Annotated in this window: 13 protein-coding genes; 3 read left to right on the forward strand and 10 right to left on the reverse strand. The window is 73.6% G+C overall.

Annotation, left to right across the window (positions count from 1 at the left end; translation table 11 throughout):
- Nucleotides 1-166: 166 nt before the first annotated feature.
- From ACZ68P_RS16475 to ACZ68P_RS16520, 10 genes are read right to left on the reverse strand one after another with little or no spacing between them, the layout of a single operon-like run.
- Entirely contained in the window at nucleotides 167-1,702 is a 1,536-nt protein-coding gene (locus ACZ68P_RS16475) for an NADH-quinone oxidoreductase subunit N (protein WP_471006606.1), read from the reverse strand.
- Complete coding sequence (locus ACZ68P_RS16480; protein WP_471007141.1) at nucleotides 1,699-3,255, reverse strand: complex I subunit 4 family protein; 1,557 nt, start codon at nucleotides 3,253-3,255, stop codon at nucleotides 1,699-1,701. The genes ACZ68P_RS16475 and ACZ68P_RS16480 overlap by 4 nt, the downstream gene beginning before the upstream one ends.
- A gap of 27 nt (nucleotides 3,256-3,282) precedes the next feature.
- A complete protein-coding gene (locus ACZ68P_RS16485; RefSeq protein WP_471006608.1) occupies nucleotides 3,283-5,274 on the reverse strand; it encodes an NADH-quinone oxidoreductase subunit 5 family protein in 1,992 nt (663 codons plus the stop codon).
- Nucleotides 5,271-5,657 (reverse strand): NADH-quinone oxidoreductase subunit NuoK, encoded by a 387-nt coding sequence (nuoK, locus tag ACZ68P_RS16490; protein WP_471006610.1) that lies wholly within the window; start codon nucleotides 5,655-5,657, stop codon nucleotides 5,271-5,273. The genes ACZ68P_RS16485 and nuoK overlap by 4 nt, the downstream gene beginning before the upstream one ends.
- Nucleotides 5,657-6,325, reverse strand: coding sequence for an NADH-quinone oxidoreductase subunit J family protein (locus ACZ68P_RS16495; RefSeq protein ID WP_471006613.1), 669 nt, complete (start codon nucleotides 6,323-6,325; stop codon nucleotides 5,657-5,659). Before ACZ68P_RS16495 ends, nuoK begins: the two co-directional genes overlap by 1 nt.
- Complete coding sequence (locus tag ACZ68P_RS16500; RefSeq protein ID WP_471006615.1) at nucleotides 6,322-7,041, reverse strand: NuoI/complex I 23 kDa subunit family protein; 720 nt, start codon at nucleotides 7,039-7,041, stop codon at nucleotides 6,322-6,324. Before ACZ68P_RS16500 ends, ACZ68P_RS16495 begins: the two co-directional genes overlap by 4 nt.
- Nucleotides 7,041-8,009, reverse strand: coding sequence for a complex I subunit 1/NuoH family protein (locus ACZ68P_RS16505; protein WP_471006617.1), 969 nt, complete (start codon nucleotides 8,007-8,009; stop codon nucleotides 7,041-7,043). Before ACZ68P_RS16505 ends, ACZ68P_RS16500 begins: the two co-directional genes overlap by 1 nt.
- Nucleotides 8,006-9,637: an NADH-quinone oxidoreductase subunit C gene (locus ACZ68P_RS16510; RefSeq protein ID WP_471006619.1), complete on the reverse strand. Its 1,632-nt coding sequence runs from the start codon at nucleotides 9,635-9,637 to the stop codon at nucleotides 8,006-8,008. The genes ACZ68P_RS16505 and ACZ68P_RS16510 overlap by 4 nt, the downstream gene beginning before the upstream one ends.
- Nucleotides 9,634-10,251 carry an NADH-quinone oxidoreductase subunit B gene (locus ACZ68P_RS16515; protein WP_471006622.1) on the reverse strand — a complete coding sequence of 206 codons (618 nt, stop codon included), beginning with the start codon at nucleotides 10,249-10,251 and terminating at the stop codon, nucleotides 9,634-9,636. Before ACZ68P_RS16515 ends, ACZ68P_RS16510 begins: the two co-directional genes overlap by 4 nt.
- Nucleotides 10,242-10,649, reverse strand: a complete 408-nt coding sequence (locus ACZ68P_RS16520) for an NADH-quinone oxidoreductase subunit A (RefSeq protein WP_471006625.1) — start codon at nucleotides 10,647-10,649, stop codon at nucleotides 10,242-10,244. Before ACZ68P_RS16520 ends, ACZ68P_RS16515 begins: the two co-directional genes overlap by 10 nt.
- Before the next feature lie 200 nt (nucleotides 10,650-10,849).
- Between ACZ68P_RS16520 and ACZ68P_RS16525 the strand changes: the two genes are divergently transcribed.
- From ACZ68P_RS16525 to ACZ68P_RS16535, 3 genes are all read left to right on the forward strand, one after another.
- A complete protein-coding gene (locus ACZ68P_RS16525; protein WP_471006628.1) occupies nucleotides 10,850-12,019 on the forward strand; it encodes a sensor histidine kinase in 1,170 nt (389 codons plus the stop codon).
- Nucleotides 12,020-12,414: 395 nt separating this feature from the next.
- Nucleotides 12,415-13,701 (forward strand): sensor histidine kinase, encoded by a 1,287-nt coding sequence (locus ACZ68P_RS16530; RefSeq protein ID WP_471006630.1) that lies wholly within the window; start codon nucleotides 12,415-12,417, stop codon nucleotides 13,699-13,701.
- 155 nt (nucleotides 13,702-13,856) lie between these two features.
- Nucleotides 13,857-14,516, forward strand: a complete 660-nt coding sequence (locus ACZ68P_RS16535; RefSeq protein ID WP_471007144.1) for a response regulator — start codon at nucleotides 13,857-13,859, stop codon at nucleotides 14,514-14,516.
- Nucleotides 14,517-14,564 lie beyond the last annotated feature (48 nt).

Raw genomic sequence — 14,564 nt, forward strand, 5'->3', positions numbered from 1 at the left:
GTGCTGGTCCACTCGTCCAGTGGACCCTCCCGTACGGGTCAACGCCAGGCGGGAGGCGCGGGTTCCCCGGGCCGTACCGGGGGGCGGTGTGGGCCGTTCGGGTGGCGGACGCCGAGGCGGGCGCGGGCCGGGGCGGCCCGCCCCGTGGTCCGGGGCCGTCCCGGCGTCAGAAGAGGCTGTTCGCCGCGAAGCGGAGGGCGATCTGCGGGTAGCCCGAGAGCACGACGCCGGCGACGGCGGTCAGGGCGATCGCCGCGGTCAGCGGGGCGGGGACACGGAAGCGGACCGGTTCGCTCCGCGGCGCGCGGAAGAGGAGCGCGGTCCACCGGAGGTAGTAGAAGAGGCCGATCACGACGTTCACGCCCATGACCACGGCGAGCCAGCCGAGGCCCGCGTCGACGGCCGCCGAGAAGACGGTGACCTTGGCGAAGAGGCCGATGATGCCGGGGGGCAGGCCGGCCAGGTTGAGCAGGAAGAAGCCCATGACGAGGGCGGTGAGCGGCCTGGTGGCGTACAGGCCGCGGTAGTCGGCGATCCGGTTCTCGGGGTGGCTGCGGGCGACCAGCGCGGCCACCGCGAAGGCGCCGAGGTTCACGACGGCGTACATCAGGGCGTACGCGACGGTGGCGCCGATCTGGTCGTCGCTGGAGTACGCGGCGGCGGCGATCGGCACCAGGAGGTAGCCCGCCTGGGCGACGGAGGACCAGGCGAGCAGCCGGACCGCGCTCCACGCGCGCGTGGGGGCCTGCCGCAGGGCGGCGACGTTGCCGACGGTCATCGTGAGCGCGGCGAGGACGGCGAGGGCCGGGCCCCAGACGTCCGCGTACGAGGGGAACGCGACGACGGTCACCAGGATGAGGCCGGTGAAGCCGACGGCCTTGCCGACCACCGAGAGGTAGCCGGCGACGGGCAGCGGGGCGCCGACGTAGGTGTCGGGGACCCAGAAGTGGAAGGGGACGGCGGCCGTCTTGAAGGCGAAGCCGACCAGGGTGAGGACCACGCCCGCCTCGGCCAGGGTCTGGAGCTGTCCGGGGACGTCGTCGAGGCGCTGGGCGATCTCGGTGAGGTGGAGGGTGCCGGTCGCCGCGTAGACGAAGCTGACGCCCAGCAGGGTGACGGCGGTCGCGGTGACCGAGGAGAGGAAGAACTTCAGCGCGGCCTCGCTGGACATCCGGTCGCCGCGGCGCAGGCCGACGAGCGCGAAGGCCGGAAGGGAGGCCACCTCCAGGGCGACGACCAGCGTGGCGAGGTCGCGGGAGGCGGGCAGCAGCGCGGCTCCGGCGGCCGAGGAGAGCAGCAGGAACCAGTACTCCCCCGCCGGCAGCTTCTCCTTGGTGTCCGAGAGCGAGAGCAGGGCGGTCAGGAGCGCCCCGCCGAGCACCAGGAACTGGATGACCAGGGTGAAGTGGTCGGCGGTGTAGCTGCAGCCGGCGAGGCCGGCCGCGTCCTGCGCCACGCCCGCGGCCTCCGCCGCCCCCGGGGTGAGGCAGAAGGTCGAGCGGTCGCCGGCGCGCAGCGGGACCAGCAGGGCCATCGAGACGACGAGTCCGGCGATCGCCGTCCAGCCGAGGAGCTGCTTGTGCTTCGCGGGGACGAAGAGGTCGGCGACGAGCACGACGAGCGCGACCACCGCGGTGAGGGTGGGCGGCGCGATCGTGAGCCAGTCGACGGACTGGACGAGGCTCGCGGCTGTAGGGGTCACTGCTTGCCTCCGGCGAGGAGCTGCTGCACGGCCGGGTCGGTGAGGCCGAGGAGGACCGCGGGCCACAGGCCGGCGAGGACGGTGAGGGCGACGAGCGGGGTCCAGGCGGCGAACTCATAGCCCTGGACGTCGGCGACGACGACCGTCTCGTCGTCGGCGCGGGGCGCGCCCATGCAGACGCGGCGGACGACGACGAGGAGGTAGGCGGCGGTCAGGAGCGTGCCGAACGCGCCGATCGCCATGAAGGTGAGGAAGGCGGGGCGGCTGAGGCCCTCGGCCGGTTCGAAGGCGCCGAACAGGGCCAGCATCTCGCCCCAGAACCCGGCGAGGCCGGGCAGGCCGAGGGAGGCGACGGCGGCGAAGGCGAGCAGGCCGCCCAGGCGGGGCGCGCGGCCGTAGAGGGCGGCCCCGGTGGCGCCGGCGAGGGTGTCGAGGTCGGCGGTGCCGTAGCGGTCCTTGAGGGCGCCGACGAGGAAGAAGAGCAGGCCGGTGATGAGGCCGTGGGCGATGTTGGCGAAGAGCGCGCCGTTGACCCCGGTGGGGGTCATGGTCGCGATGCCGAGGAGCACGAAGCCCATGTGGCCGACGGAGGAGTACGCGATCAGCCGCTTGAGGTCGCCCTTGTTGCCGGTCCTCGCGAGGGCGAGGCAGGCGAGGGATCCGTAGATGATGCCGGCGACGGCGAAGGCGGCGAGGTAGGGCGCGAAGACGCGCATGCCGTCGGGGGCGACCGGCAGGACGATCCGGACGAACCCGTACGTGCCCATCTTCAGCAGGACGCCCGCGAGGAGGACGGAGCCGACGGTCGGGGCGGCGGTGTGGGCGTCGGGGAGCCAGCTGTGCAGGGGCCACATCGGGGTCTTCACCGCGAGCCCGACTCCGATCGCGAGAACGGCGGTGACCTGCACGGACGTGGTCAGTCCACGGCCGTTGTCAGTGGCCAGTGCCACCATGTCGAACGTGCCCGCCTTCAGGCCGATGAGGAGCAGGCCGAGCAGCATGACGACGGAGCCGAGGAGGGTGAAGAGGATGAACTTCCAGGCGGCGGCCTGCCTGCCCTCGCCGCCCCACCGGGCGATGAGGAAGTACATCGGGATGAGGACCATCTCGAAGGCGAGGAAGAACAGCACGAGGTCGAGGACGGCGAAGGTCGCCAGGGTGCCGGACTCGAGGACGAGCAGCAGGGCGACGAAGGCCTTCGGGGACGGGCCCGCGGGCATCTTGAAGTAGCTGTACAGCGCGCAGAGGAAGGTCAGCAGCGCCGTCATGACCAGGAGGGGGAGGGAGATGCCGTCGACACCGAGGTGGATGCGCACGTCGAGTGCGGGGATCCAGCTGATGTCCGTGCTCGCCTGCATCCTCGACGGCCGGTCGTGGTCGAAGCCGAGGGCAAGGGCGATCGTGGCGGCCAGGACGACGCCGGTGACGGTCACGCCGTGGCGGAGCACGGCTTGGGCGGGTGAGGCGCCCTTGAGTCCGGGGGGTGCCGGCAGGAGAGCGGCGGCGGCGCCGACGAGCGGCCCGGCGACGATCAACGCGAGAAGAAGCTGCATCACGGATTCGCTGATATCGATCACGGCTCACGCTCCGGCGGCGACGAGGACGGCGGCGATCGCCAGGACGACGGAGCCGGCGAGCAGGGCGCTGAGGTAGGTCTGCACGTTGCCGGTCTGGGCGCGGCGGACCAGCCATCCCAGCCAGCGGGTGCCGGTGCCCGCGCCGCCGACGTAGGTGTCGACGACCTCGCGGTCCAGGAAGCGGACCAGGGAGGCGCCGGCCAGGACGGGGCGGACGAAGAGGGCGCTGTAGACGGCGTCCAGGTGGAAGCCGGTGGCGGCGTGGCGGTGCAGCGGGCCGAGGAGGACGCGGCCGGGGTCGGCGGGGTCCTGGGCGGAGGCGACGTCGCCGTAGGCGGGGGCGTGGGTGGCGATGGCCTCGGCCTCGACGAGCCCGGCGTCGCCCTCGGGGTGGGCGGCGACGGCGCCGAGCGGGGTGCGGGCCGCGAGGGCGCGGGTGCGCTGCCAGACCGCGAAGGTGATCAGGCCGCCGGCGACGGCGAGGCCCGAGCCGACGACGGCGGTGGTCACGGTCGGGGTGAGGGCGTGGCCGTCGAACCAGTCGTCGAGGTACGTGACGGAGAGACCGAACCCGAGGGAGGGGACCGCGAGCACCCACAGGACGGTGGTCATGGTGAGCGGCTGGCGGCCGTGGTCGGGGGCCTCGGCCCCGCGGCCGCGGAACGCGAGGAGCCAGAGGCGCGTCGCGTAGGCGGCGGTGAGCAGGGCGGTGATCAGGCCCGCGACGAGGACGGTCCAGCCGGCCCCGGCGGGGGCGACGGTCCGGTCGCCGAGGGCGGTGTGCTCGGCGGCCACGAGGACGGCTTCCTTGGAGAAGAAGCCGGCGAAGGGCGGGATCGCGGCCAGCGCGAGGAGGGCGATGGTCATCGTCCAGTAGGCGTCGGGGACCCGCTTGGTCAGGCCGCTCATCCGGGACATGGCCGAGAGGGAGTTCGTGCCGGCCGCGTGGATGACCGCGCCGGCGGCGAGGAAGAGCAGCGCCTTGAAGGCGCCGTGCGAGATGAGGTGGAAGACGGCGGCCCCGCGGTCGGCGACGGCCAGGGCGCCGGCCATGTAGCCGAGCTGGCCGATGGTCGAGTAGGCGAGGACCCGCTTGATGTCGTCCTGGGCGAGCGCGGCGAGCGCCGAGCCGACCATCGTGATCGCGGCCATCACCGCGAGCACGGTCAGCGCGGCGGCGGAGGCGGCGAAGACGGGGAGGAGGCGGGCCACGAAGTAGATGCCGGCGGCGACCATCGTCGCCGCGTGGATCAGGGCGGAGACGGGGGTGGGGCCGGCCATGGCGTCGGGGAGCCAGGTGTGCAGGGGGAACTGCGCGGACTTGCCGGCGACGCCGGCGAGGAGCAGCAGCGCGATCAGCGTGGGGTGTTCGAGCCCGCCGGCGGCCACGGTGGCGAGGATTCCGCCGATCCGGAAGGTGCCCGCGTCGATGGCGAGGGCGAAGAGCCCGATGAGGAAGGGGACGTCGCCGAGCTTGGTGACGAGGAACGCCTTGAGGGAGGCGGCGCGGGCCTCCGGGGTCTCCCAGTAGTGCCCGACGAGGAAGTACGAGCAGATGCCCATGATCTCCCAGCCGACCAGCAGCACCATCAGGTCGCCGGAGTAGACGACGAGGAGCATGGCGGAGGTGAAGAGGGAGACAAGGGAGGCGTACGAGGGGTAGCGCGGGTCGTCGCGGAGGTAGCCGGTCGAGTAGATCTGCACGCAGGTGGCGACCACACCGACGAGGACGGCGGCGAGGGCGGCGAAGCCGTCGATGCGCAGGGCCAGGTCGATGGGGACGGAGCCGGTCGGGGTGAGCTGGGTGGCGGCCTCGATGGTCCTGCCGCCGCCCTGGCGGACGGCGACGACGACGGCGAGGACGGCGGCGGCGAGGGCCGGCAGGACGGCGAGGGGGCGGACGAAGCCGGGCGCGGTGCGGCCGAGGAGGAGACCGGCGACGGAACCGAGGAAGGGCAGGAGGGGGACGAGGACGGCCAGGGTCGTGGTGGTCACGCGGTGGCCTCGGCCTTCTCGTCGCCGGACGCGGGGGCCTGGATGCCGGTCCGGGGGCTGTCGGTCTCGGGTCCGGTGGGCTCGGCGGTGTCGCGGAGGCGGTCGACGTCCGAGGTGCCGCGGTTGCGGTAGACCATCAGGACGATGGCGAGACCGATGCCGATCTCGGCGGCGGCGATGGCGATGACGAACAGGGTGAGGGCCTGGCCGGCGTGCAGGGTGTCGCGGAGCCAGACGTCGAAGGCGACCAGGTTGAGGTTGACGGCGTTGAGCATCAGCTCGACGGACATCAGGACCAGGATCGCGTTGCGGCGGGCGAGGACGCCGTAGAGGCCGACGCAGAAGAGGAGGGCGGCGAGGACGGCGGGGTAGGCGAGGTGCATCAGTTCGCGTTCCCGTCCTTCTGCGTGGTCTTCGAGGGCGCGGTCCTCGTCGGCGGGGTCGCCGTGGGCCGGCTCCTCGGCGGCGGGGTCTTCGCGGCACGCCGGGCGGCGCCGTTCGGGGCGGCCGGGGTGTCGGTGTCCCTGCGGGAGAGCACGATCGCGCCGACCAGGGCGGCCAGGAGAAGCACCGACAGGGCCTCGAAGGGCAGCACCCAGTGGCGGAAGAGGATCTGCCCGGACACCGCGGTGGAGCCCTGGGCGGGTCCGTCGAGGTCGATCCAGGTCGTACGGAACGCGTCGACGACGACCCAGACGAGCGCGGCGGCCGCGGCGAGGGCGACGACGAGGGCGACCGGCCGGTTGCCGGAGTCGGCGTCCGGGGAGCGGCCGATGGGGGCCTTGGTGAGCATGAGACCGAAGAGGAGGAGGACGACGACGGAGCCGACGTAGATCAGCACCTGGACCCAGGCGATGAACTCGGCGGTGAGGAGGAGGTACTCGACGGCGATGCCGCCGAGCGCGACGACCAGCCACAGCGCGGCGTGGACGAGCTGCCGGGTGGTCACCGTGATCAGGGCCGCGCCGAGGGTGACGAGACCGACCAGCAGGAAGGCGATCTCGACGCCGGAGGGCGAGAGGAAGCCGGGGTGGGCGGCGGCGAGGTTCACGCCGGGCCTCCCTCGGTGGGGCCGGAGGGGCCGGAGCGGCCGGGGGCGTCGGGTCCGGGGGGCCCGTCCTGGGGCGCGGCGCCGGTTCCTTCCGCGGTCTCCGGGGCCGCCGGGGGCTTCGTGGCGTCCCCGTCGTTCGTGGCGCCCGTGTGCTGCGCGGCCTGGGCGGCTTGAGCCGCTTGGGCGGCGGCCTCGGCGGCGGCCTGCTTCTCGACGGCCTTGCGGGCGGCGGCGATCTCCTTCGGCTCCTCCGCGCCGGGGTCGAGCGCGGGCGGCTCGGGGACGGTCCACATCCACTCGCGGAGCTTGTCCCGCTCGTGGGTGAGTTCGTGGATGTCCGTCTCCGCGTACTCGAACTCCGGCGACCAGAACAGGGCGTCGAAGGGGCACACCTCGATGCAGATACCGCAGTACATGCAGAGCGAGAAGTCGATGGCGAAGCGGTCGAGGACGTTACGGCTGCGCTCGCGGCCGCCGGGGGTGGCGGCCGGGACGGTCTCCTTGTGGGAGTCGATGTAGATGCACCAGTCGGGGCACTCGCGGGCGCAGAGCATGCAGACCGTGCAGTTCTCCTCGAACAGCCCGATGACCCCGCGGGAGCGGGGCGGAAGCTCGGGCTGCGCGTCCGGGTACTGGGCGGTGTGGGCGCGCCGGGTCATCGTGCGCAGGGTGACGGCGAGGCCTTTCGCCAGGCCACTGCCGGGGATCGGAGCCATCAGACGATCGCCACCTTCACGATTCCGGTGAGCGCGATCTGCGCGAGGGCGAGGGGGACGAGGGTCGTCCAGGCGAGCTTCTGGAGCTGGTCCTCGCGCAGGCGGGGGTAGCTCACGCGCAGCCAGATGACGACGAAGGCGAGGAGCGCGGTCTTGAGCAGGGTCCAGACCCAGCCGAGGCCGTCGGCGCCGAAGGGGCCGTGCCAGCCGCCGAGGAAGAGGACGGTGGTCAGACCGCAGAGGACGACGATGCCGGCGTACTCGGCGAGCAGGAAGAGCGCGAAGCGCAGGCCGGTGTACTCGGTGTACGCGCCGAAGATGATCTCCGAGTCGGCGACGGGCATGTCGAACGGCGGGCGCTGGAGTTCGGCGAGCCCCGCGACGAAGAAGACGAGGGCGCCGACGATCTGCCAGGGCAGCCACCACCACTCGAAGGCGTCGAGGATGCCGGGGAGGGAGACGGTGCCGGCGGCCATCGCGACGGAGGCGGCGGCGAGGAGCATCGGGAGCTCGTAGGCGAGCAGCTGGGCGGCGGTGCGCAGTCCGCCGAGGAGGGAGAACTTGTTGGCCGACGCCCAGCCGGCCATCAGGCTGCCGAGGACGCCGACGCCCATGACGGCGAGCACGAAGAAGATGCCGGCGTCGACGAGCTGACCGACGGCTCCCTCGCTCGGGCCGATGGGAATGGCGAGCAGGACGAGCAGGTACGGGAGGAGGGCGACGGCGGGGGCGAGCTGGAAGACGCGGCGATCGGCGTTGGCCGGGACCACGTCCTCCTTCTGCGCGAACTTCACGCCGTCCGCGACGAGCTGGGCCCAGCCGTGGAAGCCACCGGCGTACATGGGGCCGAGGCGGCCCTGCATGTGGGCCATGACCTTGTGCTCGGTCTGCCCGACGACGAGGGGCAGCACGAGGAACACGGCGAAGACGACGAGCAGCCGGAGGGCGACGTCGAGTGCGTCGTTCACGCGGGATCGCCTCCGGCGGGGTGGTCGGTGTCTGCGCGCTCGCCCGGGGGGCGGCGGGTGGGCTCGGAGCGGGGGCCGTGGGGACCCTCGGACGCCGGGCCGGAGGAGCCGTCCGGGCCCTCGGACGCCGGGCGGGAGGGGCCGTCCGGGCCCTCGGACGCCGGGCCGGCCTCCGTGGTCGGGGCCGGTCCGCCGGGCTCGGGCTCGGCGGTCGGCGGTGTGGCGGTCGGCGGTGTGGCGGTGGCCGACTCAGCGGCCGGCGGGCCGGCAGCCGGTGCAGGGCCGGCGTCGGCCGGCGGCTCGGCAGCCGGGGCGTTCTCGGAAGCCTGCCCGGCAACACGGTCCGGCGCCGTCCGACTCTCGGGAGCCTGCTCGGCAACACGGTCCGGCGCCGCCGGGCGCTCGGAAGCCTGCTCGGCGGCGGTCTCCGCTGCCGGTCCGGCCTCGGAGGCCGGGCGGGACTCGGGCGCCTGCACCGCGTCGGCCTCGGGAGCCGAAGCGCCCTCGGAAGCCTGCTCGGCGGCGCGGTCCGGTGTCGCTTGCGGCTCTGCGGATGTCGCGGCCTCGGGGGTGGCGGGGTCCGGGGCGAAGGCGGGGCGGGCGTGGTGCCAGGGGGCGTCCGTGCTGCGGGTGCGGGGTGGCGGGGTCGGGGCGGGGGCGGACTGGCTCGCCGAGCCGTCCGCGGCGCTGCGGGAGCGGCGCGGGGGGCGCGGCGGGGCGGGCGTCTCCTCGCCGGCCGTGGGCTCCGCCGCCTCGGCGCGCTGCGTCGCCGAGCCCTCGCTCACCGAGCGGGACCGACGGACCGGGCGGGCCGCCCCGCCTTCCGGACCGGCCGCCTGGCTCGCCGAGCCCTCCGATACCGAGCGGGAACGGCGCGGCGCAGCCGCCTCGGAAGAGGACGGCGACACTTCCGGACCGGCCGCCTGGCTCGCCGAGCCCTCCGATACCGAGCGGGAACGGCGCGGCGCAGCCGCCTCCGGACCGGCCGGCTGGGGCTCGGGGGTGGGGCGAGGGGTGCGGGCGGGGCGGGGGGTACGGGCGGGGGCAGGGGGGAGCTGGCCCTTGAGGGGGCCCCAGTCGTTGGGGTCGGGAACGCCCGGCGGGAGCATCTGGCGGCGCTTGGGGCCGCCGTGCTCCGACTCCCCCGGCTCCTTCGCGCCCGGCCACGCCTTGGCGACCCGCGCCGCCAGGACGAAGTCCTTGCGGAGCGGGTGGCCCTCGAAGTTCTCGGGGAGCAGCAGCGGAACCAGGTTCGGGTGGTCGGTGAAGGCCACGCCGAACATCTCGTGCGTCTCGCGCTCGTGCCACTCCGCACCGGCGTAGACGTCCACCGCCGTCGGCAGGGACGGGGCCTCGTGCGGGACGGTCGTACGCACGAGCAGGCGGCGGACGGAGCCGGCCTCCAGGGCCACGACGTGCGCGCAGACCCGGAAACCGGTGCCCGGCTCGTCGACCGCGCTCAGCCAGTCGAAGAAGGTGCAGCCCAGCTTGTCCCGGGCGATCTCCAGCGCGGCGATCCACGAGCCCACCGGCACGTCGACCGTCAGCAGGTCGTACGCCCGTTCCGCCGTCGCCTCCTCGCCGAAGACCTCGGTGACGGAGTCCGGCAGGGTGTCGTACGCGTTCACTTCTCACCGCCCGGCGGGGTGACCAGGCCGCTGGTCAGCTGGCCCACGGAGGGGCCCGAGTACCGCTCGCCCAGGGACTCCCGGGCGATCTTCTCCTGGAGCTTCAGGATTCCCTGGAGCAGCGCCTCCGGCCGCGGCGGGCAGCCGGGGACGTAGACGTCGACGGGGATGATCTGGTCGACGCCCTTGGTCACGGAGTACGAGTCCCAGTACGGGCCGCCGCAGTTCGAACAGGCGCCGAAGGAGATGACGTACTTCGGCTCGGGCATCTGCTCGTACAGGCGTCTCACGGCGGGCGCCATCTTGTCCGTCACCGTGCCGGAGACGATCATCAGGTCGGCCTGGCGCGGGCCGGGCGCGAAGGGGATCACGCCGAGGCGGATGAAGTCGTGGCGGGCCATCGACGCGGCGATGAACTCGATCGCGCAGCAGGCGAGGCCGAAGTTGAAGACCCAGAGGCTGTAGCGGCGGCCCCAGTTCAGGACCACCTTCATCGGCTCGGGGGCGAGCCGGGCGAGGGGGCCCAGAGTGGGGGCCGGCAGCGGCGTCGGTCCCTGCGCCTGCGCCTGCGAAGCGGCCCGGGCGGTCTGGGCGGTCTGCGGGGTCACGTCCATGACAGGACGCCCTTCTTGTACGCGTAGAGCAGTCCCACGGCCAGGAAGCCGAGGAAGACGAACATCTCGACCAGCGTCGTCGCGCCGTAGCCGGGCGCCGCGAAGATCGTCGCCCAGGGGAAGAGGAAGATGGAGTCGACGGCGAAGATGACGTACAGAAAAGCGTAGACGTAGTAGCGGACCTGGGTGTGTGCCCAGCCCTCGCCCACCGGGTCGACGCCGCACTCGTACGTCAGCAGTTTCTCGGGCGTCGGCGCGACGGGCCGCAGCAGCCGGCCGGCGCCGAAGGCGACGGCGACGAAGAGCACGCCGAGAACGGCGAGCACCCCGACGACGGAGTACGTCTGGAAGTAGTCCGCCGCGAGTCCCGCCCGTACGGTCGGATCCGGCACGTCCACCCCTCGCTCCCTGCCCGTGTCGACGATCTGTACGCACGGGAGTCTAGGCCCTGTTAAAGAGCAGGTAAGCGGTCGTGTCAAGGAGTGGGCGGCGCGGCGGCCGGGGTGGGGCCCGGGGAATCCGGGTGGGGATATCCCTACCTGGGCTCACCCACGAACCCCATGGCGTGGCCGGACCCCCGACCGGCAGGCTGGGGGCCATGAGCGTCGACACCGATAGCCCCGACAGCGACAGACTGCCGCCCGCGCGCCTCACCTACGGCCGGCAGACCTGGAGGGAGGTCTCCTTCCTCCTCGTCAATCTGCCGTACGCCCTGGTCGGCTTCGTCTACACGGTGGTCTCGGTCCTCCTCGGCGTGGGCCTGTCCGTCACCGTGATCGGACTGCCGCTCCTCGCCCTCGGTCTGGCGGGGGCGCGTGTGATCGGCCGGGCCGAGCGGGCCAGGGCCCGTGCGCTGCTGGGGGTCCGGGTGGACGAGCCCAGTCCGCTGCCCCGCCGGCACGGTTTCCTCGCCTGGCTGTGGACGACGCTGAAGGATCCGGTCGCGTGGCGGACGGTCCTGTACGGCTTCATCCGGCTGCCCTGGGGCGTCCTGACGTTCGCGGTGACGCTGGTGGCGCTGATCGTGCTCTGGCCCGTGCTGCCCTTCATCGCGCGGGGTCTGACCAACGCCGACCGGGCCATGGTCCGCGGTCTGCTCTCGCCCTCCGACGAGCTGGAGCGGCGGGTCGCCGAGCTGGAGTCGGACCGGGGCGTGGTCGTGGACACGGCCGCCGCCGACCTGCGCCGGATCGAGCGCGATCTGCACGACGGCGCCCAGGCCCGGCTCGTGGCGCTCGCCATGGGGCTCGGCCTGGCGAAGGAGAAGCTCCTCGAGGACCCGGAGGCGGCGGCCGCGATGGTCGACGAGGCGCACGGCGAGGTGAAGCTGGCCCTGCAGGAGCTGCGCGACCTGGCCCGTGGCATCCACCCGGCGGTCCTCACCGACCGCGGCCTGGACGCGGCCCTCTCCTCCATCGCGGCCCGCTGCACGGTCCCGGTGACCGTGACCGTCGACCTGGACCGGCGCCCGGCCGAGGCCATCGAGGGCATCGCGTACTTCACCGTCTCCGAGCTGCTCCAGAACGTGTCCAAGCACGCGCGGGCCCGTTCCGCCTCGGTGGAGGTCTGGCGCCGGGGCGACCGGCTGCTCCTCCAGGTCCGCGACGACGGCCGGGGCGGGGCCCGGCTGGACGGCGGCACGGGGATGGCGGGACTGGCGGAGCGGCTGGGGGCGGTCGACGGGCTGTTCGTCCTCGACTCTCCCGAGGGCGGCCCGACGACGGTCACGGCGGAGCTGCCATGGCGGGAGCGGTCCGCCGTCTCCTGAGCGCGTCAGCGGTCCGCCGTCTCCCGAGCACCGGCGGCCCGGGCGAGCTGGGGCCGGAGGCGCGACCACCTCGGGCGCCACAGCCCGGGAGCGCCACGGCCCGGGGCACGAAGGTCCCGGAGCGCCACGGCCCGGGGGCCTCGGCCTCGGAACGCCACAGCCCGGAAGGTAGGGGAAACCCCCGTCTGAGGACGCCCACTCTCCTCATGGTCCGGCGCGTCCCGGACCGGAAGTCTTGAGCCAGGGGGACGGGGCGTCTGCCGAGGACCCCGGCCCGGGCCCGCCGGGCCCGAAAGCCAGGTCCCGCACGCCCGACCCCACGGCCCCACCGCCCGGCCCGACCGCAAGGCCCGCCCCACCCACCGACCTCTCCCGAGCAGAAACGGACATCAGCGATGGCCACCCCTCGTCTCCCCGCCGCGATCCGCGCGCCGTTCGAGGCCCGTACCTGGCGCGAGTTCGGCTACCTGATGCTCGGGCTGCCCCTCAGCGTCCTGTACTTCTCCCTCTCGATCGCCATGGTCGCGGCGGGCGCCGGTCTGCTGATCACCTTCCTGGGCATCCCGGTCCTGGCCGGCGGGCTCGCCATGTGCCGGGGCTTCGGCGCGGTGGAGCGGGCCCGGGCGCGCGGTCTGCTCGGGCTGCGCGTGGGGGCGCCCGAGCCCGTGCGGGGCCGTACGGGCGGGGCGATGTCGTGGATGGGGGCGACGCTGAAGAGCGGGGCCTCCTGGCGGCACCTGCTGTACGCGGTCCTCCACTTCCCGTGGGCGGTCTTCGCCTTCTCGGTGTCGCTGGCGCTGTGGGCCTGGGGCTGGTCCCTCTTCACGTACCCGCTGTGGCAGTGGGTGTTCCCGATGTACGCGGGACAAGACGGCCTCCAGCTGTACGGCGACGGAACGCACGACTTCTATCTGGACTCGCCCTTCGAGATCGCGGTCACCAGCGCCGTCGGCCTGCTCTTCGTGCTGGTCGGGCCGTGGGTGATCCGTGCGCTGGCCGCCATGGACCGGCTGATGGTGTCCGGCCTGCTCGGCCCGTCCCGGCTGGCGACCCGGGTCACGGAGCTGGAGTCGGACCGGGGCGTGGTCGTGGACACGGCCGCCGCCGACCTGCGCAGGATCGAGCGGGACCTGCACGACGGCGCCCAGGCCCGGCTCGTGGCCCTCGCCATGGACCTGGGTCTGGCGAAGGAGAAGCTGGCCGAGGACCCGCGGGCGGCGGCGCGGATGGTCGAGGAGGCCCACGGCGAGGTGAAGACCGCGCTCCAGGAGCTGCGCGACCTGGCCCGGGGCATCCACCCGGCGGTCCTGACCGACCGGGGCCTTGACGCGGCCCTGTCCTCCCTCGCGGCCCGCTGCACGGTCCCGGTCTCGGTGGAGGTGGATCTCCCGGCCCGCCCGGTCCCGGCGATCGAGGGCATCGCGTACTTCACCGTCTCCGAGCTGCTCCAGAACGTGTCCAAGCACTCCGGGGCGCGACGCGCCTCGGTGGAGGTCTGGCGGTCGGGCGACCGGCTGCTGCTCCAGGTCCGGGACGACGGCCGGGGTGGCGCGGACGTCGCCGTGGGCCGTGGTCTCGCCGGGCTGACGGAGCGGCTCGACGCGGTCGACGGCATCCTGGCGGTCGACTCGCCGGGCGGCGGTCCGACGACGGTCACGGCCGAGCTGCCGTGGCGGGCGTGAGACCCGCACCCGATCCGGCCGCGAGGCCCTGAACCCGATCCCGCTCCCCCGCGTCCCTCTTCCTGCGATGCTGGAACCGCATCGGAAGATCGCACCATCGCAACATCGGAACTGAGGGCGGCGGGGTCGTGGGCGTGGAAGACGTGTCGGACAGAGTGCGGGTGGTCATCGCCGAGGATTCGGTGCTGCTCCGGGAGGGGCTGACCCGGCTCCTGACCGACCGGGGGCACGAGGTCGTCGCCGGGGTCGGGGACGGCGAGGCGTTGGTGAAGACCGTGGCCGCGCTCGCCGGCGAGGACACGCTGCCGGACGTGGTCGTCGCGGACGTGCGGATGCCGCCCACCCATACGGACGAAGGCGTACGGGCGGCGGTGCGGCTCCGCAAGGAGTACCCGGGGGTCGGGGTGCTGGTCCTCTCGCAGTACGTGGAGGAGCAGTACGCGACGGAGCTGCTGGCGGGTTCGAGCCGGGGCGTGGGCTATCTGCTGAAGGACCGGGTCGCGGAGGTCCGCGAGTTCGTCGACGCGGTGGTCCGGGTCGCCAGGGGCGGTACGGCGCTGGATCCGGAGGTCGTCCAGCAGCTGCTGGGCCGCAGCCGCAAGCAGGACGTCCTCGCCAACCTCACCCCGCGCGAGCGGGAGGTGCTGGGCCTGATGGCGGAGGGGCGGACGAACTCGGCGGTCGCGAAACAGCTGGTGGTGAGCGACGGTGCGGTGGAGAAGCACGTCAGCAACATCTTCCTGAAGCTGGGGCTCTCGCCGAGTGACGGGGATCACCGCCGGGTACTCGCGGTGCTGACCTACCTGAAGTCCTGAGGAGCTGACACCCTGTCAGACAGGGGGAGCGAAAACGGCACCCCGGGG

The sequence above is a fragment of the Streptomyces sp. NPDC036822 genome (genome assembly GCF_055609145.1).

Coding starts and splice junctions, on each gene's coding strand:
- ACZ68P_RS16480 (WP_471007141.1), bottom strand. CDS start 3,255: ATGCAGCTTCTTCTCGCGTTGATCGTCGCCGGGCCGCTCGTCGGCGCC.
- nuoK (WP_471006610.1), bottom strand. CDS start 5,657: ATGCACCTCGCCTACCCCGCCGTCCTCGCCGCCCTCCTCTTCTGCGTC.
- ACZ68P_RS16500 (WP_471006615.1), bottom strand. CDS start 7,041: ATGGCTCCGATCCCCGGCAGTGGCCTGGCGAAAGGCCTCGCCGTCACC.
- ACZ68P_RS16515 (WP_471006622.1), bottom strand. CDS start 10,251: ATGGACGTGACCCCGCAGACCGCCCAGACCGCCCGGGCCGCTTCGCAG.
- ACZ68P_RS16525 (WP_471006628.1), top strand. CDS start 10,850: ATGAGCGTCGACACCGATAGCCCCGACAGCGACAGACTGCCGCCCGCG.
- ACZ68P_RS16530 (WP_471006630.1), top strand. CDS start 12,415: ATGGCCACCCCTCGTCTCCCCGCCGCGATCCGCGCGCCGTTCGAGGCC.